At 54.1% G+C, this 20,034-nt stretch carries 15 protein-coding genes; 5 read left to right on the forward strand and 10 right to left on the reverse strand.

Features of this window, described 5'->3' with window-relative positions; translation table 11 throughout:
- Nucleotides 1–192: 192 nt before the first annotated feature.
- Entirely contained in the window at nt 193–2,586 is a 2,394-nt protein-coding gene (malP, locus tag OGV74_RS02830; RefSeq protein ID WP_003023502.1) for a maltodextrin phosphorylase, read from the forward strand.
- A 9-nt stretch (nt 2,587–2,595) separates the two neighbouring features.
- The gene (gene malQ / locus OGV74_RS02835) at nt 2,596–4,683 is read left to right on the forward strand and encodes a 4-alpha-glucanotransferase (protein ID WP_032937252.1); all 2,088 of its coding nucleotides are present in this window, start codon (nt 2,596–2,598) and stop codon (nt 4,681–4,683) included.
- 96 nt (nt 4,684–4,779) lie between these two features.
- Here the strand turns inward: malQ and gntT are convergent, their stop codons facing one another.
- From gntT to gntX, 3 genes are all read right to left on the reverse strand, one after another.
- Nucleotides 4,780–6,096 (reverse strand): gluconate transporter, encoded by a 1,317-nt coding sequence (gntT, locus tag OGV74_RS02840; protein ID WP_003023507.1) that lies wholly within the window; start codon nt 6,094–6,096, stop codon nt 4,780–4,782.
- Between the two features lie 368 nt (nt 6,097–6,464).
- On the reverse strand, nt 6,465–7,040 hold the full coding sequence (gene nfuA / locus OGV74_RS02845; RefSeq protein WP_003023509.1) for a Fe-S biogenesis protein NfuA: 576 nt from the start codon (nt 7,038–7,040) through the stop codon (nt 6,465–6,467).
- Nucleotides 7,041–7,098: 58 nt separating this feature from the next.
- Nucleotides 7,099–7,782: a DNA utilization protein GntX gene (gene gntX / locus OGV74_RS02850; protein WP_286520267.1), complete on the reverse strand. Its 684-nt coding sequence runs from the start codon at nt 7,780–7,782 to the stop codon at nt 7,099–7,101.
- A 37-nt stretch (nt 7,783–7,819) separates the two neighbouring features.
- On the opposite strand from gntX, the gene bioH reads away from it, so the two are divergent.
- Entirely contained in the window at nt 7,820–8,590 is a 771-nt protein-coding gene (gene bioH / locus OGV74_RS02855) for a pimeloyl-ACP methyl ester esterase BioH (RefSeq protein WP_032950398.1), read from the forward strand.
- 45 nt (nt 8,591–8,635) lie between these two features.
- Here bioH and OGV74_RS02860 read toward each other — a convergent pair whose 3' ends face one another.
- From OGV74_RS02860 to greB, 6 genes are all read right to left on the reverse strand, one after another.
- Nucleotides 8,636–9,574, reverse strand: coding sequence for an Rpn family recombination-promoting nuclease/putative transposase (locus tag OGV74_RS02860; protein ID WP_086504639.1), 939 nt, complete (start codon nt 9,572–9,574; stop codon nt 8,636–8,638).
- A gap of 245 nt (nt 9,575–9,819) precedes the next feature.
- Nucleotides 9,820–10,056, reverse strand: coding sequence for a [Fe-S]-dependent transcriptional repressor FeoC (feoC, locus tag OGV74_RS02865; protein ID WP_003023516.1), 237 nt, complete (start codon nt 10,054–10,056; stop codon nt 9,820–9,822).
- Nucleotides 10,057–10,067: 11 nt separating this feature from the next.
- Entirely contained in the window at nt 10,068–12,386 is a 2,319-nt protein-coding gene (gene feoB / locus OGV74_RS02870; RefSeq protein ID WP_286520271.1) for a Fe(2+) transporter permease subunit FeoB, read from the reverse strand.
- A gap of 18 nt (nt 12,387–12,404) precedes the next feature.
- On the reverse strand, nt 12,405–12,632 hold the full coding sequence (gene feoA, locus OGV74_RS02875; protein ID WP_003023519.1) for a ferrous iron transporter A: 228 nt from the start codon (nt 12,630–12,632) through the stop codon (nt 12,405–12,407).
- A 375-nt stretch (nt 12,633–13,007) separates the two neighbouring features.
- Nucleotides 13,008–15,341 (reverse strand): Tex family protein, encoded by a 2,334-nt coding sequence (locus OGV74_RS02880; protein ID WP_016151100.1) that lies wholly within the window; start codon nt 15,339–15,341, stop codon nt 13,008–13,010.
- A 98-nt stretch (nt 15,342–15,439) separates the two neighbouring features.
- Complete coding sequence (gene greB, locus OGV74_RS02885; protein ID WP_003023524.1) at nt 15,440–15,913, reverse strand: transcription elongation factor GreB; 474 nt, start codon at nt 15,911–15,913, stop codon at nt 15,440–15,442.
- Nucleotides 15,914–16,138: 225 nt separating this feature from the next.
- On the opposite strand from greB, the gene ompR reads away from it, so the two are divergent.
- Complete coding sequence (gene ompR, locus OGV74_RS02890) at nt 16,139–16,858, forward strand: osmolarity response regulator transcription factor OmpR (RefSeq protein ID WP_001157751.1); 720 nt, start codon at nt 16,139–16,141, stop codon at nt 16,856–16,858.
- Nucleotides 16,855–18,207, forward strand: a complete 1,353-nt coding sequence (gene envZ, locus OGV74_RS02895; protein ID WP_003837891.1) for a two-component system sensor histidine kinase EnvZ — start codon at nt 16,855–16,857, stop codon at nt 18,205–18,207. Before ompR ends, envZ begins: the two co-directional genes overlap by 4 nt.
- Before the next feature lie 74 nt (nt 18,208–18,281).
- Here envZ and pckA read toward each other — a convergent pair whose 3' ends face one another.
- Nucleotides 18,282–19,904, reverse strand: coding sequence for a phosphoenolpyruvate carboxykinase (ATP) (pckA, locus tag OGV74_RS02900; protein WP_003023529.1), 1,623 nt, complete (start codon nt 19,902–19,904; stop codon nt 18,282–18,284).
- Between the last annotated feature and the right edge of the window lie 130 nt (nt 19,905–20,034).

A 20,034-nucleotide genomic window follows, 5' to 3' on the forward strand; every position in this document is an offset into this window, starting at 1 on the left:
TCCAAAGGGCGTTATGCACGGTTTGCGCGAATTTACGGGTGATTACGCCCCCTTTAAGTGGCGGAGATCACACTTTTATGCTCATCCCCGCTCCTCCTCCCTCCCTAATCCGTGCCAGGATGAGGAATGTCAACAACGAGCCAGGCAAACTAGCGATAACGTTGTTTTATTACCTAAGGATCTGGAACCCCTATGTCACAGCCTACTTTCAACAAAGATCAATTTCAGGCTGCCCTGACGCGTCAGTGGCAGCGCTTCGGTTTACTGTCGGCTCAAGAAATGACGTCGCGCCAGTGGTGGCAGGCAGTGAGTGGGGCGTTGGCTGAGTTACTCAGCGCCCAGCCTGCGGCGAAACCGGCAAAAAATCAGCGTCACGTTAACTACATCTCGATGGAGTTTTTGATTGGCCGTCTGACCGGCAATAACTTACTCAACCTCGGCTGGTATCAGGAGGTGAGCGATGAGCTGAAAGCACATGACGTCAACCTGACCGACCTGCTGGAAGAAGAGACCGATCCGGCGTTGGGTAACGGTGGATTGGGACGCCTGGCAGCCTGCTTCCTCGATTCGATGGCGACTGTCGGCCAGTCGGCGACGGGCTATGGCCTCAACTACCAGTACGGCCTGTTCCGTCAGTCGTTTGCCGATGGGCAACAGATGGAAGCCCCGGATGACTGGCATCGTGGCAGCTACCCGTGGTTCCGTCACAACGAGGCGCTGGATGTGCAGGTTGGGATTGGCGGTAAGGTCAGCAAAGAAGGCCACTGGGAGCCAGGTTTTACCATCACCGGTCAGGCCTGGGATCTGCCAGTTCTCGGCTACCGTAACGGCGTAGCGCAACCGCTGCGTCTGTGGCAGGCCAGCCACGCGCATCCGTTTAACCTGACCAAATTTAACGACGGTGATTTCCTGCGCGCAGAGCAGCAGGGCATCGACGCCGAAAAACTGACGAAAGTGCTGTACCCGAACGATAACCACACCGCGGGTAAAAAGCTGCGCCTGATGCAGCAGTACTTCCAGTGTGCCTGTTCTGTAGCTGACATTCTGCGCCGCCATCATCTGGCAGGGCGTAAACTGCATGAGCTGGCTGATTTTGAAGTTATTCAGCTCAACGATACTCACCCGACCATTGCCATTCCTGAGCTGCTGCGCGTGCTGATTGATGAGCACCAGATGAGCTGGGACGATGCGTGGGCCATTACCAGCAAAACATTTGCTTACACCAACCACACCCTTATGCCAGAAGCGCTGGAGTGCTGGGACGAGAAGCTGGTGAAAGCGCTACTGCCGCGCCATATGCAAATCATCAAAGAGATTAACGAGCGCTTTAAGACGTTGGTTGATAAAACCTGGCCGGGTGATGCTGAAGTTTGGGCGAAGCTGGCGGTGGTGCACAACAAACAGGTGCGCATGGCTAACATGTGCGTGGTCAGCGGCTTTGCGGTTAACGGTGTGGCGGCGCTGCACTCCGATCTGGTGGTGAAAGATCTGTTCCCTGAATATCACCAGCTCTGGCCGAACAAATTCCATAACGTCACCAATGGGATTACCCCACGTCGCTGGATTAAGCAGTGCAACCCGGCGCTTGCCGCACTGCTGGATAAAACGCTGAAAAAAGAGTGGGCCAACGACCTCGACCAGTTGATTAACCTGGAAAAATATGCAGACGACGCGAAGTTCCGTCAGCAGTATCGCGACATCAAGCTGGCGAACAAAGAGCGCCTGGTGAAGTTTATTAAAGCGCGTACCGGTATTGAAATAACGACTAACGCTATCTTTGATATTCAGATTAAACGTCTGCATGAATACAAGCGTCAGCACCTCAACCTGCTGCATATTCTGGCGTTGTACAAAGAAATCCGTGACAACCCGCAGGCAGATCGCGTGCCGCGCGTATTCCTGTTTGGCGCAAAAGCTGCTCCAGGTTACTACCTGGCGAAAAATATCATCTTCGCCATCAACCAGGTTGCACAAACTATCAATAACGACCCGAAAGTTGGCGACAAGCTGAAGGTCGTCTTCCTGCCGGATTATTGTGTCTCGGCGGCGGAAATGCTGATCCCGGCGGCGGATATCTCTGAGCAGATTTCAACCGCAGGGAAAGAGGCTTCCGGCACCGGTAACATGAAGCTGGCGCTGAACGGTGCGTTAACCGTTGGTACGCTGGATGGCGCAAACGTCGAAATCGCCGAGAAGGTGGGTGACGAGAATATCTTTATCTTTGGTCATACCGTGGAAGAGGTGAAGGTGCTCAAAGCCAAAGGCTACGACCCGGTGAAATGGCGTAAAAAAGACAAAGTGCTGGATGCTGTCCTGAAAGAGCTGGAAAGCGGGAAATACAGCGACGGCGACAAGCATGCCTTTGACCAGATGCTGCACAGTATCGGCAAGCAGGGCGGCGACCCGTATCTGGTAATGGCGGACTTCGCGGCCTACGTTGAAGCTCAGAAGCAGGTTGACGTGTTGTATCGTGACCAGGAAGCCTGGACCCGGGCGGCGATTCTGAATACCGCACGTTGCGGCATGTTCAGCTCGGATCGCTCCATCCGCGATTATCAGGCTCGTATCTGGCAGGCGAAACGTTAAGGAATCGCGATGGAAAGCAAACGTCTGGATAATGCCGCGCTGGCGGCGGGGATCAGCCCCAATTACATTAATGCCCACGGTAAACCGCAGTCTATTGGTGCCGAAACCAAACGGCGTTTGCTTGACGCCATGCATCGCACCACCGCTGCCACTCAGGTGGCGGTAACTCCGGTGCCGAATGTCATGGTCTATACCGCCGGTAAGAAAATGCCGCTGGCGGTTGAGGGAAGCGGAGAGTTTAACTGGCTGCTGACCACCGAAGAGGGCGTGCAGCACAAAGGGCATGCCGTCGGCGGTAAATCTTTCACTCTTCCGGCGAAGCTGCCGGAGGGGTATCACACGTTGACCCTGACCCAGGGCGAGCTGCGTACCCATTGTCGTATCATCGTGGCACCAAAGCGCTGCTATGAACCGCAGGCGCTGTTAGCCGGGCAGAAGCTGTGGGGCGCATGCGTTCAGCTCTACACCCTGCGATCAGAAAAGAACTGGGGGATTGGCGACTTTGGCGATCTCCGCGCCATGCTGGTAGATGTGGCGCAACGCGGCGGCGCGTTTATCGGGCTTAATCCTATTCACGCGCTGTATCCGGCTAACCCGGAGAGCGCCAGCCCGTACAGCCCGTCTTCACGCCGCTGGTTGAACGTGATTTATATTGATGTGAACGCCGTAGACGATTTCCGCCTGAGTAAAGAGGCGCAGGCGTGGTGGCAGAAACCCGCGACTCAGCAAGCTCTGCAACGTGCGCGCGATGCCGAGTGGGTTGATTATTCTGCCGTTACTGCACTGAAGATGACGGCGCTACGTATGGCGTGGAAAAGCTTCTCTGCACGTGATGATGAGCAGATGGCGGCATTTCGCCAGTTTGTGTCTCAGGAAGGGGACAGCCTCTACTGGCAGGCAGCCTTTGATGCGCTGCATGCGCATCAGGTCAAAGAGGACGCATTACGCTGGGGATGGCCGGTGTGGCCGGAAGCTTTCCAGTCAGTGGACTCGCCAGAGGTAAAACGCTTCTGCGAAGAACATCGTGACGATGTGGATTTCTACCTGTGGTTACAGTGGCTGGCGTATACCCAGTTTGCTGACTGCTGGAAAACCAGCCAGAGTTTTGCGATGCCGATTGGACTGTATCGCGATCTGGCGGTTGGCGTGGCCGAAGGTGGGGCGGAAACCTGGTGCGACCGCGAGCTGTATTGCCTGAAAGCCTCGGTTGGTGCGCCGCCGGATATTCTCGGTCCGCTCGGACAAAACTGGGGGCTACCGCCGATGGATCCGCACATCATCACGGCACGCGCCTACGAACCGTTTATCGAACTGCTGCGCGCCAATATGCAGAACTGCGGTGCGCTGCGTATCGACCATGTTATGTCGATGCTGCGTCTGTGGTGGATCCCCTACGGTGAAACTGCCGATCACGGCGCTTACGTGCACTATCCGGTCGATGACCTGCTTTCAATTTTGGCGCTGGAGAGTAAACGTCATCACTGCATGGTAATTGGTGAGGATCTGGGTACTGTGCCGGTGGAGATCGTCAGCAAGCTGCGCGACAGCGGCGTGTACTCCTACAAAGTGCTTTATTTCGAGAATGACCATGAGAAAAACTTCCGTACGCCGAAAGCGTACCCGGAACAATCAATGGCAGTCGCGGCGACGCATGACCTTCCTACGCTTAAAGGTTATTGGGATAGCGGCGATTTGACGCTGGGTAAAGCACTGGGCCTGTATCCGGATGAAGTCGTGCTGCGCGGGTTGTATCAGGACCGAGAACTGGCGAAACAGGGGCTGCTGGACGCGCTGCACAAATACGGCTGCCTGCCAAAACGTGCCGGTCACAAGGCATCCCTGATGTCGATGACGCCGATTCTTAATCGCGGCATGCAACGCTACATCGCTGACAGCAACAGTGCGCTGCTGGGCCTACAACCGGAAGACTGGCTGGATATGGCTGAACCGGTCAACATTCCGGGGACCAGCGACCAGTACAAAAACTGGCGGCGTAAGCTCACCGCCACGCTGGAGCAGATGTTCGCCGATGAGAGAGTGAATAAGCTGATTAAGGATTTGGATAAGCGGCGAAAAGCGGCGGCGAAGAAGAAGTAGTGTTATTTTGCCGGATGGCGACGCAGAGTGCGTCTTATCCGGCCTACGATGACAGCGGTAGGCCGGGTAAGCGAAGCGCCACCCGGCACCGTTTTATCAGACCACCATACCCAGCAGCAGACACCCTACCAGACCGCACACGGAGATAATGGTTTCCAGCATTGACCATGACTTGATGGTTTCACCGATGGTCAGGTTGAAGTACTCCTTGAACAGCCAGAAACCTGGATCGTTCACGTGGGAGAAGATGACAGAACCGGAACCAACCGCAATAACCATCAGCTCAGGGCTTACGCCGGTTGTTGCAATCAGCGGCGCCACTATCCCACCAGCGGTGATCGCTGCAACGGTTGCGGAACCCAATGCGATACGCAGTACTGCAGCGATAGACCATGCCATCAGCAGCGGAGACACGTTAGAGCCGTGCATCATTGAGGCGATGTATTTGTCCACGCCGCTATCAACCAGAACCTGTTTGAAGGCACCGCCGCCGCCGATGATCAACAGCATCATCGCAATGATTTTGATTGAAGACACCAGCGTGTCGTTAATCTGATCCATCGAACGTCCGCGGTTCAGACCAAACGTGAACATCGCAATCAGCACTGCAATCAGCGTTGCCATGACCGGGTCACCGAGGAATTCTGCAACCGTCAGGAAAGCATGACCTTTCGGCAGAATCATCTCCGCCACGGCGCGCATTGCCATCAGAATAACCGGGACCAGAGAGGTCCAGACGCTGACGCCAAAGCCTGGCATCTCTTCTTCAGTGAAGGTTTTTGCGCTGTACAGACCTTCCGGGATTGGCTTATCAATGCCTTTCAGGAAACGTGCGTATACCGGACCGGCGAGAATAACGGTCGGGATTGCCAGAATCGTACCAAACAGCAGGGTTTTACCCATATCTGCGTGGAAAATGGTGGCAATAGCGGTTGGACCCGGGTGCGGTGGCAGGAAGCCGTGCGTTACGGACAGTGCCGCAGCCATTGGCACGCCAACGTACAGCAGCGGGATATTGGCAGCAGCGGCAATGGTGAACACCAGCGGCAGCATCAGTACGAAACCAACTTCGTAGAACAGGGCAAAACCAACGGTGAAGCCGGTTAATACCACCGCCCATTGAATATGTTTTTTGCCGAATTTAGCAATCAGCGTGGTTGCGATGCGCTGTGCGCCGCCGCAGTCCGCCAGCATTTTGCCCAGCATGGCGCCAAAACCCATAATCAGGGCGAGGCTGCCAAGAGTTCCGCCGACGCCGGCTTTAATTGAACCGATGACTTTATCCAGTGGCATCCCTTGCATCAATCCGACAGCAAGCGCCACCAGGACGAGAGCGATGAAACCGTTCATTTTGAAACGGATCATCAGGAGGAGTAACAAGATTACACCGATAGCAACGATGACTAATGGCATGATTTACCTGGCCTTAACTTTGTTATGGGTAACGTCAGTGTTTAGATGACAAATTCCGATTGTCCCGACCGGGAACAGAGTATTCTCAGCACCAATGCTGGTTGCCTGCAAAACTAATCAGTTTAGCTGGCTATTATGTGTGTGTTAGGTGCTGATACGAATGATACGGGTAACATGTGGCGCTTGAAAATCACCTGGGCAGGCAAAATTTAAATTATGAGAGGCTGGTCAAATTATGCAGGGGATTATTACAGGGTACGTGCAGAGAAATGTAAGGGCGTAGGCCGGATAAAGCGTTTACGCTGCCATCCGGCATCGATGCCCGGTGGCGACGCGGATGCGTCTTACCGGGCCTACAAGTCTGGTCGTTAGTAGTAAGAGTGCTCGCCGCGCTGGTGTTCGGTTAAATCGCGAACGCCTTTCAGTTCAGGGAATTCAGCCAGCAGCTGCTTCTCGATACCTTCTTTCAGCGTCACATCGACCATTGAACAGCCGTTACAGCCGCCGCCAAACTGCAGAATGGCGTAGCCTTCATCGGTGATTTCCATCAGAGATACGCGACCACCGTGGCCAGCCAGCTGTGGGTTGATCTGCGATTGCAGCATGTACTCCACGCGTTCCATCAGCGGCGCATCATCGGCAACTTTACGCATTTTGGCGTTTGGTGCTTTCAGGGTCAGCTGGGAGCCTAACTGGTCGGTAACGAAATCGATTTCTGCATCTTCCAGATACGGTGCGCTCAGTTCATCAACATATGCGGTCAGCAGGTCAAATTTAATGGCGGTGTCGGTTGCTTCCACGGCGTCCGGCGGACAATAAGAAACGCCGCATTCAGCGTTAGGCGTGCCGGGATTAATCACAAATACGCGGATTTGTGTCCCTTCTTCCTGATTTGCCAGCAGTTTGGCAAAGTGCGCTTGTGCAGCATCGGAAATATGGATCATAGTAATGGCCTAATAGTTGACTATTTTACTTGGTTATAATACGCCCATCATCGAGGCTCTACAAGGTTCGACACAGGCACCATACCTGGACAGTCGCCGCGCCGTTGCGTAAAAGCAGCTGCGCGATTTCCGCGACGGTACTTCCGGTAGTGACGACATCATCCACAATAACCATATGGAGTCCCTGCACCGGCAATTCAAGGCGAAAGGCATTTTTCAGGTTACGTTTACGTAATCGGGCGCTGAGATGGTGCTGCGTGGCGGTTGCCCGAACCCGCGAGACGGTCTGGCTGTCCCAGTCGCAACCCAGCCAGCGTGCAAGCGGACGGCACAGTAAATCGCTCTGATTAAACCCTCTGCGCCAGTGTCGGCGTTGCCAGAGCGGGACGCTGACCAGCCTGTCTGGCAGAGGAAGAGCGCTGACGCGCCGGGCCTGTAATACCTCCAGCAACAGCAAACGTGAAAGGGCGGAGGCCATTTCACTGCGTCGCGAAAACTTGAGCTGGTGGATAAGCCCGCTCAACGGCGGAACATAGTCGCTGACGGTGACCAGCCGCTGCCACGGCGGCGGTTTTTGCTGGCAGCGCCCACAGGGAATGACGGTATGAGCGGCAGGGAGTCCACATTGGGGGCATAGGCTGGCGTGTTGGCGCGTTGCCCGCGTACAGACTGAGCAGATCCCCCAATGCCCTAACGTCAGGGGCATTCGGCATAGCCAGCACAATCCCGGTACTGTTAGCATAGATGCATCCTTTCAGGCTAAAAGAGAACAATAACTGATGAATGACATCTGGTGGCAGACCCAGGGTTCGGGAAATTGCCATCTTGTGCTGCTGCACGGATGGGGACTGAATGCGCAAGTGTGGCATTGCATAAGCGAGGAACTGGGTTCGCATTTTACGCTGCATCTTGTCGACTTACCGGGATTTGGTCGTAGCCAGGGTTTCGGTGCAATGTCGCTGGAAGAGATGGCTGAGCGGGTATTGAAACAGGCACCGGAGAAAGCTATCTGGCTCGGCTGGAGTCTGGGCGGGTTGGTCGCGAGTCAGGTAGCCTTAACGCATCCTGAGCGTGTTCAGGCGCTGGTGACCGTCGCGTCTTCCCCTTGCTTTAGCGCGCGGGATGAGTGGCCGGGTATCAAGCCAGAGGTGCTGGCAGGCTTCCAGCAGCAGCTGAGCGAAGATTTCCAGCGTACAGTGGAGCGTTTTCTGGCATTGCAAACGATGGGTACTGAAACCGCGCGTCAGGATGCGCGAGCGTTGAAGAAAACGGTGCTTGCTTTACCCATGCCGGAAGTCGAGGTGCTTAATGGCGGGCTGGAGATCCTGAAAACAGTTGATCTGCGTGAACCGCTGTGCGCGGTGGAAATGCCTTTCCTGCGGTTGTACGGCTATCTTGATGGCCTGGTGCCGCGCAAAGTCGTCCCGATGCTGGATGCCCTGTGGCCGCAGAGCGAGTCGTTGGTGTTTGCTAAGGCGGCGCATGCGCCGTTTATCTCGCATCCGGCGGAGTTCTGCTCAGCGCTGGTGGCGTTAAAACAACAGCTATAGCCAATGTTGATTTGCCCGGTAGCGTCGCGCTTGCCGGGCCTGAAATTAATGCGGTTGCGCAGGCAGGTCTTTAGCGCTAAGCCCGGTAATTCTGAGTATTGTTAATCTGTCGATACCATCCACTAGCATGGTTGTCGCGATGCGCAAAGCTTCCTCTCGTTTGCCCGTTTGTAACCCCTCTTGTAATCCTTTCCGATGGCCTTCCTGAAGGCCATTAAGATGCCCTTCCTGTCGTAATCTTTCGGCGATAGTCATCAACTTGTCCTTATGTTGGGGTAAACGTTCGGCGATTTCATGAATAAATTCCCCAAAATGCATGGTGTCTCCGGCTTGCATCAGGTAATTAAACAAGGCTTTCAACTGGTTGTCATTAGCGTGTCCTTTAACAAGCAGGATGGCCAGTTTTTCTACCAGCCCCATTAAATCGCGTTTACGGATATATTTTTGGATGAGTTCCAACAGCGCCATCCGGCGATGCTGCATAATCTCGTCATCGGGCATAACGGTGATATCGATCAATGGAAACGCGGTGCTATAAAGCTGTCTGGCGGACTCTGGGTCATCAAACTCGTCCAGCCAACAAAGTGAATAGGGGTATGGGCTTGCTGCACCATGATAAAAAAGTAGGGGGATTACCAGAGGCAGCTTCTTATGTCCCGCATCCAGATGACGCTGCATTACCGCAATGGCATAGCGCATTAGCCGAAATGCCATGTGAGCATCGGCGCTGCTTTGATGTTCAATAATGGTGTAAATGTAACCATCACCTTCGCGAGTTTTTAACGACCACAGCACGTCGGAATAGTACGCGCGTAAATCGTCCTCGATAAAGCTGCCTGATTCCAGTTGCAGCGTTTTAAGATCGCATAGTTTTTGTAAAGAGGCTGGAAGATGGAGCTGAAGAAAGTCGCGTGCGGTTGCCGGGTGGTTTAAGAACGTTTTGAAAATCGCGTCATGCGGCGCAGCAGTCGTGTCAGTATTCATGGCGATCCGTCACCTGAGAAACAAGATGACGAGACTCTACTTTCATGGTCGGCAGTAATCATCCACGAATTAATAACGATGCGTAGCTGGCTGGAGGATAGATCTTTTTTGCTGAAATAATGAAATCTATGTGGAATCCATTACGCAAAAAAGCCGGATATCTGCATAAACGAATTATCCGGCCTGGACGTTTGCATCATTTGTAGGCCGGATAAGCGTAGCGCCATCCGGCAAATAGCATCTGATTAGCGTAAAGCCCACCATTCGCGCAGGCAGGCTTTACCTTCCGGGCAACTTTTGCAGCTTCCGGAAAGACACCCGTCGGCATCTTCCTGAATCCGCACCGCTTTGCCCATCTTTTCTAACTGATTCAGCATGGCGTCAATCATGGGCTGCGGGGTATGCAGCGTGTGGCTAATTTGTGTTGCCTCCATGCGCCCCCGCAAAGCCAATAAATCACGAACCTGAATAAGTGATGCCATTGTCGATAACCTTAGTGGCAATCGCCAGTCGTGCTGGAACAGCAGGAACTCGCCGTTCTGTTGGTTGCCAGCAGTGCGAGGTCCACGCGGCTGCGAGCTCGACGCAGCAGGCCCAGCAACACGATGTTAAACAGGATGACCGCTAAAATGCACACCAGGCTGTAGGTCGGGTGCTCTTTGTAGCTGACCGTCTGATAAAACAGCGTCGACAGAGAGTAGGCGATATTCAGGCCCCACAGAATCGAGAAACTCATCCAGCCACGGCTGGATTCACGTGCGATAGCGCCCATCACTGAAATGCACGGCACATACAGCAGAACAAAGATCAGGTAGCTGTACGCGGCGGCGGCGCTGCCAAATTTCTCGCCCATCACGCCCATTGCGCCCGTCGCCATTTCGCCGTCGCCCTTGCTGGCTTCGATAGGGTTAGCCAGTACGCTCAGGCTGAAGGTGTTTTTCAGGCTTTGCCAGGTTTCATCCACTGCGCCGATCAGCTCGTCACCGAGGTGGAAATCTGCCGGGTTGAACTCTTCTTCCTGAATGTTTTCCGCGGTATAGAGCGTGTTCAGCGTACCCACCACCACTTCTTTCGCCATCGCGCCGGTGAACAAACCTACGGTTGCCTGCCAGTTATCTTCGTGAACGCCAATCGGTTTAAACACAGGAGTAATAACACGGCTAACGGAGGCCAGAGCAGAGTCGTTGATGTTATCGACGATTTTCCCGCTCAGCGAGAAACTGTTAAACGCGCTGAGGAAAATGCTGACGATGATGATGACTTTACCTGCACGCAGAACGAAGCCTTTCAGGCGTTGCCAGGTCTGAATAATCAGACTCTTGATGTGCGGCACGTGATATACCGGCAGCTCCATCACGAACGGTGTTGCTTCACCACGCATGATGGTGTGTTTGAGCATCAGGCCCGTCAAAACAGCCATCACGATACCCAGTACGTACAGCGAGAAGACCGCCAGTGCGCCGTTCTGACCAAAGAACGCCGCGGCAAAGACGGCGAAAATCGCCAGACGTGCGCCGCAGGACATAAACGGCGCCATCATGATGGTCATCAGACGCTCACGCGGGGCGTCCAGCGTACGTGCGCCCATCACGGACGGTACGTTACAGCCAAAGCCGACGATCAGCGGGACGAACGATTTGCCCGGCAGTCCCAGCGCCTGCATCAGACGGTCCATCACAAACGCGGCGCGCGCCATGTAGCCGGAGTCTTCAAGGAAGGAGAGGAACAGATACATCATGCCGATTTGCGGTACCAGCGGCAGCACGGTGTTAATCCCGCCGCCAAGGCCCTGGGCCAGGAAGATGGTTAGCCAGTCCGGGAAGTGCAGCGTGTAGCCAATCCACTGAATACCATGGATAAAGAGTGCTACGGAGCCAACGTCAAACAACGGTTGCAGTGCGCCGCCGATGTTAATGGCGAGCAGGAACATCAGGTACATCACGAACAGGAAAATCGGTAGCCCGAGGAAGCGGTTGAGAACGATTTTATCTACCGCGGTGGTGAAACGGCTCGGTTCTGCCGTCAGAGTATTGCTGACGGTATCGCAGATAGCGGCAATGCACTGATAGCGCGCATCGGCGATATGCAGCGCCGGATCATCCATTGTCTCGCTCAGGCGTGCGATAGAGGCATCGAGATTTTGCGCGGCATCACCCGCATAGGCGCGGCTGTAGATATCGCCTTCCAGCATCTGCAGGCCAAGCCAGCGGCGCTGTTTGAGCGGCATATCTTTAGCCATCGCGTCGGCGAGGGAGTCCGCTTCCTGCAGCAACGGCTGGGCATAATGGACCAGCTCGACAGTGTCGTTTTCTTTGTAGCGATCGATCGCTAGCTTCAGCGCTTCAATGCCGCGGGCGCGGGTGGAAACCAGCGGAACCACCGGGCAGCCAAGACGTGCTGAGAGGGCGTCGATATCAATACGGATTTGCTGCTTTTCAGCGATATCCAGCATATTCAACGCGACGATGCAGGGGATGCCCAACTCAAGCAGTTGCAACGTCAGGTAGAGGTTGCGTTCAAGGTTTGAAGCATCGACCACGTTGATCAACAGATCCGCGTCGCCGCTTAAAATATAGTGGCAGGCAATCTGCTCATCGAGAGAGGTCTGGGATGAGATTGTCGTCAGAGAATAGGTGCCGGGTAAATCCACCAGCGTGACCTGATGGTCCGTTGTGGCGAAATGACCTTCTTTACGCTCAACGGTAACGCCAGCCCAGTTACCTACACGCTGGCGCGCGCCGGTGAGCTGGTTGAATAAAGTTGTCTTGCCGGAATTAGGATTACCAATTAAACCAATGGTTAGTTTTTTCATTTTTATAGACTCACTGTATTAACAGGAAACCGCTTCCACTTCTAATAACGCCAAATCCTTTTTACGCAATACCAGACTTACGCGACGCGTTTCGATATGGATAGGATCGCCGAGCGGGGCGACGCGTACCACGTTGAAGGAGGAGCCGGGCAGCATGCCAAGTGACAACAGTTTCTGACGATAAGCCGGGCTGATTTCACGGGCAAAGCCGGTAATTTTCCACGCACTGTCAGGAGTGAATTGCATAGGGACCTACTTATATCTCGCTAACTGGATGATTACCTCATGGGGCGACAGGGCGGCATGAGACCAGATGATTAGCCAACGTAAGGAAAGAGTAAATAATCAACAAAACAATGATAATGAGAATGGTTTCTATCATCAATAGAATAAATGTGACGGAATGTACAATTGGATAATAATTTGAGCCAATTTTGATATTCCTCAATATTTATTCTGGTAGGGAAAGAATGGTTCGCGGAGGTAATTATTGAGAATCTTAATGTTTAATTAAGGTTTCATCTGTTAATAAAGTGATAAATATATTGTGGTGAAAAGCGGGGGATATATTAAATATGCCGGATAAGGTATTGATTCCATCATCCGGCACACGGTTTAAACTTAGCGCTTTTTACCCATTGCCGCTGCCAGCGCATCCATCATCGCGCTGTTGCCCGCAGGCTGGGCGTCACGACCACGCGGTTTCGCCGCTTTTGGCGCCGGGCGATTGCCCTGAGTGCGATCGTTATTCCCGCCGCCGCGACGCGCATTGGTTTCACCCGGCTGCTCGTCCAAACGCATGGTCAGCGCGATACGCTTACGTTGCAGGTCCACTTCCAGCACTTTCACCTTCACAATGTCGCCCGCTTTCACCACGGTGTGTGGATCGTCGACGAACTTATTCGACAGCGAAGAGATATGCACCAGACCATCCTGATGAACGCCGATATCAACAAACGCGCCGAAATTGGTGACGTTGGTGACCGCCCCTTCCAGGATCATTCCCGGCAGCAGATCGTTCATGGTTTCGACGCCATCGGCAAACTGCGCGGTTTTAAATTCAGGACGCGGATCGCGGCCCGGTTTTTCCAGCTCTTTGATGATGTCGGTGACGGTCGGCACCCCGAAGCGTTCGTCAGTAAAATCGGCGGCTTTCAGATTGCGCAGTTCGTTGCTGTTGCCCATCAGGTCACGCAGCGATTGCTCGGTAGCGGCCAGAATGCGTTCCACAATCGGATAGGCTTCCGGGTGAACGGTGGAGGCATCCAGTGGGTTATCGCCATGGTTGATGCGCAGGAAGCCTGCGCACTGTTCAAAGGCTTTTGGCCCCAGACGGCTGACTTTCAGCAGTTGCTGACGGTTCTGGAACTGACCGTTCTCATCACGCCAGGCGACGATGTTTTGCGCCATCATGCGTGTCAGACCGGCCACGCGGGTCAACAGCGGAACGGAAGCGGTATTGAGATCGACGCCGACGGCGTTCACACAGTCTTCCACCACCGCGTCCAGCTTACGCGCCAGCTGCGTCTGACTAACGTCGTGCTGATACTGGCCCACACCGATCGATTTCGGATCGATTTTCACCAGCTCAGCCAGCGGATCCTGCAGACGACGGGCGATAGACACTGCGCCACGCAATGAAACGTCGAGATCCGGGAACTCCTGCGCCGCCAGCTCGGAAGCCGAGTAAACCGATGCCCCGGCTTCGCTGACGATCACTTTCTGCGCGGTGACTTTCGGGAACTGTTTCTGCACGTCGAGGAAGAAGCGCTCGGTTTCGCGCGACGCTGTACCGTTACCAATCGCCACCAGCTCAACGTTGTATTTTTCACACAGCGCCGCAACGGCAACGGCGGCTTTGGCGGCCTGACCGGTGTGTGGATAAATGGTGTCGGTCGCGACCAGCTTACCGGTACCGTCAACAACCGCCACCTTCACGCCGGTACGCAGGCCGGGATCGAGGCCCATGGTGGCGCGCAGGCCGGCCGGAGCCGCCATCAGCAGGTCATGCAGGTTACGGGCAAAGACGTTGATTGCTTCATCTTCCGCGCGTTCGCGCACGGTGCCCATCAGTTCGGTTTCGAGGTGCATCAGCACCTTAATTCGCCATGTCCAACTGACCACGCCTTTGCGCCAACTGTCGGCAGGTGCGTTATTCAGGCGCAGTCCCAGGTGGTTCTGGATAATCTGTTCGCCGTGGCTCTCTTTTGGCGGCTCATCGAATTGCGGATCGGCATTCAGCGAAAGCTGCAGCACGCCTTCGTTACGGCCACGGAACATGGCCAGCGCACGGTGGGATGGCACGGTAGAGATCGGTTCGTGGTGATCGAAGTAGTCGCGGAATTTCGCGCCTTCCTCTTCTTTACCGCTTACCACGGTGGAAACCAAATGCGCGTTCTTCCACAGGTAGTCACGCACTTTCGCCAGCAGCGCGGCATCTTCAGCGAAGCGTTCCATCAGGATGTAACGTGCGCCGTCGAGGGCCGCTTTGGTATCCGCCACGCCGTTGTCGGCGTTGAGATATTTAGCGGCTTCTGTTTCCGGGTCGTGAGACGGCTCGTTCCACAGCAGGTCTGCCAGCGGTTCAAGGCCTGCTTCAATGGCAATCTGCCCACGGGTACGGCGCTTAGGTTTGTACGGCAGATAGAGATCTTCGAGTTCGGTCTTACTTAACGTGCCGTTGATCGCTTTCGCCAGGTCGTCGGTCAGTTTGCCTTGCTCGCCGATAGATTTCAGGATTGCCTGACGGCGGTCTTCCAGTTCACGCAGATATCCCAGACGGGTTTCCAGATTACGCAGTTGCGTATCGTCCAGACCGCCGGTGATTTCCTTACGATATCGTGCGATAAACGGCACGGTGTTCCCTTCGTCAAGCAGGCGAACGGCAGCTTCTACCTGTTCAGCACGAGCCTGAATTTCACCTGCGATAATGCGGCAGAAAGAATCATTCATCATGGATAGCTTCGTCTATAGGATAAAAAATCAGGGGATAGTTATACGGATTGACTGACAAAAATGCCAGCCATCTGCCGGGGCTTCGGATTGTTCCGGTCTCACTTAACGTATTCAATCTCGTTCACGTACCAGCTGGCTTCGCCACCAGGGGTGTTTACTACTGCGAGATCGCCGACTTCTTTTTTCAGCAGCGCTCGCGCCATTGGTGAGTCGATAGAGATGTAATCTTTACGACCGAAGATCTCATCGTAGCCAACAATACGGAATTTGCGGATGTCGCCATCGTCATTTTCAATCTCAACCCATGCGCCAAAGAAGACTTTGCCCTCCTGCTGCGGGGAGTAATCGACGATTTTCAGATTCTCCATGCACTTGGTCAAATATCGGACGCGACGGTCGATCTCACGCAGGCGCTTTTTATTATACTGGTAGTCGGCATTTTCGCTGCGGTCACCCAGACTCGCGGCCCAGGTTACTTTTTTGGTGACTTCCGGGCGCTCTTCACGCCAGAGATAATTCAGCTCTTGTTTGAGTTTTTCATACCCTTCACGGGTTATCAGGGGCGTTTTCATCTTATTGTTTTACCTTCGACTCTGTGATGATGCGCACAATTAGTATTACGTGAGCATATCAACAGAATAAATAATGTATTGCGAGAAACATTGTATACTTAAGCTGCTGTTTAATATGCTTTGTAACAATTTAGCCTGGAATTCATACCAGAATTCGCTGGTGACTCACGTTAGCTTTCTTAAGAATATACACTTAATTGTTGCGAACCTTTGGGAGTAATAACAATGCAAGAGAACTATAAGATTCTGGTGGTCGATGACGACATGCGCTTACGTGCGCTTCTGGAGCGTTATCTGACCGAGCAGGGCTTCCAGGTTCGAAGCGTCGCAAACGCTGAGCAGATGGATCGTCTGCTGACCCGTGAGTCTTTCCACCTGATGGTGCTGGATTTAATGCTGCCGGGAGAAGATGGCCTGTCTATTTGCCGTCGCCTGCGCAGCCAAAGCAACCCGATGCCGATCATTATGGTCACGGCGAAGGGCGAAGAAGTGGACCGTATTGTAGGACTGGAAATCGGCGCTGACGATTACATTCCGAAACCGTTTAACCCGCGTGAGCTACTGGCACGTATTCGCGCAGTCCTGCGCCGTCAGGCGAATGAACTGCCGGGCGCGCCTTCTCAGGAAGAAGCAGTCATTGCGTTTGGTAAGTTCAAACTGAACCTCGGTACGCGTGAAATGTTCCGTGAAGATGAGCCTATGCCGCTCACCAGCGGTGAGTTTGCGGTGCTGAAAGCACTGGTCAGCCATCCGCGTGAGCCGCTGTCCCGCGACAAGTTGATGAACCTGGCCCGTGGTCGTGAATATTCTGCGATGGAACGTTCTATCGACGTCCAGATTTCCCGTTTGCGTCGCATGGTGGAAGAAGACCCGGCGCATCCACGCTACATTCAGACCGTATGGGGTCTGGGCTACGTCTTTGTTCCGGACGGTTCTAAAGCATGAGGCGAATGCGCTTCTCGCCACGAAGTTCGTTTGCCCGCACGTTATTGCTCATCGTCACCTTGCTGTTTGCCAGCCTGGTGACGACTTACCTGGTAGTGCTGAACTTCGCGATTCTGCCGAGCCTCCAGCAGTTTAATAAGGTCCTGGCCTACGAAGTTCGTATGCTGATGACCGATAAACTACAGCTGGAGGACGGTACGCAACTGGTGGTGCCGCCCGCATTCCGTCGGGAAATTTATCGTGAGCTGGGTATTTCCCTCTATTCCAACGAGGCCGCTGAAGAAGCCGGACTGCGTTGGGCGCAACACTATGAATTCTTAAGCCATCAGATGGCGCAGCAGTTGGGTGGCCCAACGGAAGTCCGCGTTGAGGTAAACAAAAGCTCGCCGGTTGTGTGGCTGAAAACCTGGCTGTCGCCCAACATCTGGGTACGTGTGCCGCTTACGGAAATTCATCAAGGCGATTTCTCACCGCTGTTCCGCTATACGCTGGCGATTATGCTGCTGGCTATCGGTGGCGCGTGGCTGTTTATCCGTATCCAGAACCGACCGTTGGTGGATCTTGAACATGCGGCGCTGCAGGTGGGGAAAGGTATCATTCCACCGCCGTTGCGTGAGTATGGCGCTTCAGAGGTGCGCTCCGTAACCCGAGCCTTTAACCATATGGCCGCAGGTGTGAAGCAGTTGGCCGATGACCGTACGCTGTTAATGGCGGGCGTGAGCCACGATTTACGTACTCCGCTGACGCGTATTCGTCTGGCAACGGAAATGATGGGCGAAGAGGACGGTTATCTTGCGGAGTCCATCAATAAGGACATCGAAGAGTGTAACGCCATCATCGAGCAGTTCATCGATTACCTGCGTACCGGTCAAGAGATGCCGATGGAGATGGCGGATCTGAACTCGGTGCTGGGTGAAGTGGTTGCGGCAGAAAGCGGCTATGAACGTGAAATCGAAACTGCGCTGCAGCCTGGCGCCATTCAGGTGAAGATGCACCCGCTGTCGATCAAGCGTGCGGTTGCCAATATGGTGGTTAACGCCGCCCGCTACGGCAACGGCTGGATTAAGGTTAGTAGCGGTACGGAGACGCATCGCGCCTGGTTCCAGGTAGAAGATGATGGTCCGGGCATCAAGCCGGAGCAGCGTAAGCACCTGTTCCAGCCATTTGTCCGCGGCGACAGCGCGCGCAGTACCAGCGGCACGGGGCTGGGTCTGGCGATTGTGCAACGTATTATCGATAACCATAACGGCATGCTGGAGATTGGTACCAGTGAACGTGGTGGGTTGTCGATTCGTGCATGGCTTCCGGTTCCTTTCACTCGCGCGCAGGGTATCACGAAAGACGTATAAGAAAGGGAGGCGAAATGCCTCCCTTTTTGTTGCTGTAGGCCGGATATGTGGCAACCGCCATCCGGCATTTTTCGTTACAGCTTCGGTCCGGCGCTAACCAGCGCTTCACCCGCAGGGGTGTCTGTGTATTTCTCGAAGTTCTCGATAAACAGTTTCGCCAGTGCATTGGCTTTTTCCTGCCACTGCTCTGGAGACGCGTAGGTATTACGCGGATCGAGAATGCGCGTATCCACGCCCGGCAACTCGGTCGGGATAGCCAGGTCAAACATCGGCAGACGGAACGTTTCTGCGTCATCCAGCGAACCGTTCAGGATGGCGTCAATAATCGCACGGGTATCTTTGATAGAGATACGTTTGCCAGTACCGTTCCAGCCGGTGTTAACCAGATACGCCTGCGCACCTGCCGCCTGCATACGTTTCACCAGCACTTCTGCATACTGCGTTGGGTGCAGAGACAGGAATGCTGCGCCGAAGCAGGCAGAGAAGGTTGGGGTCGGTTCGGTAACGCCGCGTTCGGTACCGGCCAGTTTGGCGGTGAAGCCAGACAGGAAATGGTACTGAGTTTGGTCTGCTGTCAGGCGAGAAACCGGCGGCAGCACGCCAAAGGCGTCGGCGGTCAGGAAGATAACCTTCGTTGCATGACCCGCTTTTGACACTGGCTTAACGATATTATCGATGTGATAAATCGGGTAGGAAACGCGGGTGTTTTCAGTTTTGGAACCGTCGTCGAAGTCGATGGAGCCATCTTCGCGCACGGTGACGTTTTCCAGCAGCGCGTCACGACGAATTGCGTTGTAGATTTCTGGCTCGGCATCTTTAGACAGTTTGATGGTCTTCGCGTAGCAACCGCCTTCGAAGTTAAATACGCCGTCGTCATCCCAGCCGTGTTCGTCATCGCCAATCAGGCGACGTTTCGGATCGGTGGACAGAGTTGTTTTACCGGTACCGGACAGGCCAAAGAAGACTGCCACATCACCTTTTTCCCCGACGTTTGCTGAGCAGTGCATGGAGGCAATGCCTTTCAGCGGCAGCAGGTAGTTCATCACGGAGAACATACCTTTCTTCATTTCGCCGCCGTACCAGGTGCCGCCAATCAGCTGGATACGCTCAGTCAGGTTGAAAGCCACGAAGTTTTCAGAGTTCAGACCCTGCTCTTTCCATTGTGGGTTGGTGCACTTAGCGCCGTTCATCACGATGAAATCCGGTTTAAAATCAACCAGCTCTTCGTCGCTTGGGCGGATGAACATGTTTTTGACGAAATGCGCCTGCCAGGCAACTTCGGTAATGAAGCGCACGGAAAGACGGGTATCGGCGTTAGCGCCGCAGAATGCATCAATGATAAACAGGCGCTTGCCGGAAAGTTGCTGGGTAACTAATCCTTTCAGATGCTGCCAGGTTTCCGGGGAGAGCGGTTTGTTGTCGTTCTTACCTTTACCTTTGTCGGACCACCAGAGCGTGTCGCGCGTGGTGTCGTCACGGACAATGTACTTATCCTTTGGCGAACGTCCGGTAAAGATACCGGTATCAACGGCAACGGCGCCCAGATTCGTTAACACGCCACGTTCATAACCTTCCAGGTTTGGATCAAGTTCTTCCTGGAAAAGCGTGTCGTAGTCTGGATTGTAAACGATATCCTGAACGTCATTGATACCATAAGCCTTGAGATCTTGCGGGGTTAAACTGTTGTTCACACGCATTTCACTGCTCCTTAGCCAATATGTATTACCTGGAATAGTAAGGTTTTTTAGGGATTGCTAACCGCGACAAGGCTCATAGATTTACGCATCCGGGAAAATCACGGGTTACCGAATACGCTGCGACTCCTGT

The organism is Citrobacter sp. Cf116, assembly GCF_030336505.1.
GTDB lineage: Bacteria > Pseudomonadota > Gammaproteobacteria > Enterobacterales > Enterobacteriaceae > Citrobacter > Citrobacter freundii.

Bases quoted from the DNA above. Each gene is read 5' to 3' on its own strand.
- pckA (WP_003023529.1), bottom strand. From the start codon at position 19,904: ATGCGTGTGAACAACAGTTTAACCCCGCAAGATCTCAAGGCTTATGGT.
- nfuA (WP_003023509.1), bottom strand. From the start codon at position 7,040: ATGATCCATATTTCCGATGCTGCACAAGCGCACTTTGCCAAACTGCTG.
- gntT (WP_003023507.1), bottom strand. From the start codon at position 6,096: ATGCCATTAGTCATCGTTGCTATCGGTGTAATCTTGTTACTCCTCCTG.
- feoB (WP_286520271.1), bottom strand. From the start codon at position 12,386: ATGAAAAAACTAACCATTGGTTTAATTGGTAATCCTAATTCCGGCAAG.
- malQ (WP_032937252.1), top strand. From the start codon at position 2,596: ATGGAAAGCAAACGTCTGGATAATGCCGCGCTGGCGGCGGGGATCAGC.
- malP (WP_003023502.1), top strand. From the start codon at position 193: ATGTCACAGCCTACTTTCAACAAAGATCAATTTCAGGCTGCCCTGACG.
- OGV74_RS02880 (WP_016151100.1), bottom strand. From the start codon at position 15,341: ATGATGAATGATTCTTTCTGCCGCATTATCGCAGGTGAAATTCAGGCT.
- ompR (WP_001157751.1), top strand. From the start codon at position 16,139: ATGCAAGAGAACTATAAGATTCTGGTGGTCGATGACGACATGCGCTTA.
- bioH (WP_032950398.1), top strand. From the start codon at position 7,820: ATGAATGACATCTGGTGGCAGACCCAGGGTTCGGGAAATTGCCATCTT.
- gntX (WP_286520267.1), bottom strand. From the start codon at position 7,782: ATGCTAACAGTACCGGGATTGTGCTGGCTATGCCGAATGCCCCTGACG.
- envZ (WP_003837891.1), top strand. From the start codon at position 16,855: ATGAGGCGAATGCGCTTCTCGCCACGAAGTTCGTTTGCCCGCACGTTA.
- feoA (WP_003023519.1), bottom strand. From the start codon at position 12,632: ATGCAATTCACTCCTGACAGTGCGTGGAAAATTACCGGCTTTGCCCGT.
- greB (WP_003023524.1), bottom strand. From the start codon at position 15,913: ATGAAAACGCCCCTGATAACCCGTGAAGGGTATGAAAAACTCAAACAA.
- feoC (WP_003023516.1), bottom strand. From the start codon at position 10,056: ATGGCATCACTTATTCAGGTTCGTGATTTATTGGCTTTGCGGGGGCGC.
- OGV74_RS02860 (WP_086504639.1), bottom strand. From the start codon at position 9,574: ATGAATACTGACACGACTGCTGCGCCGCATGACGCGATTTTCAAAACG.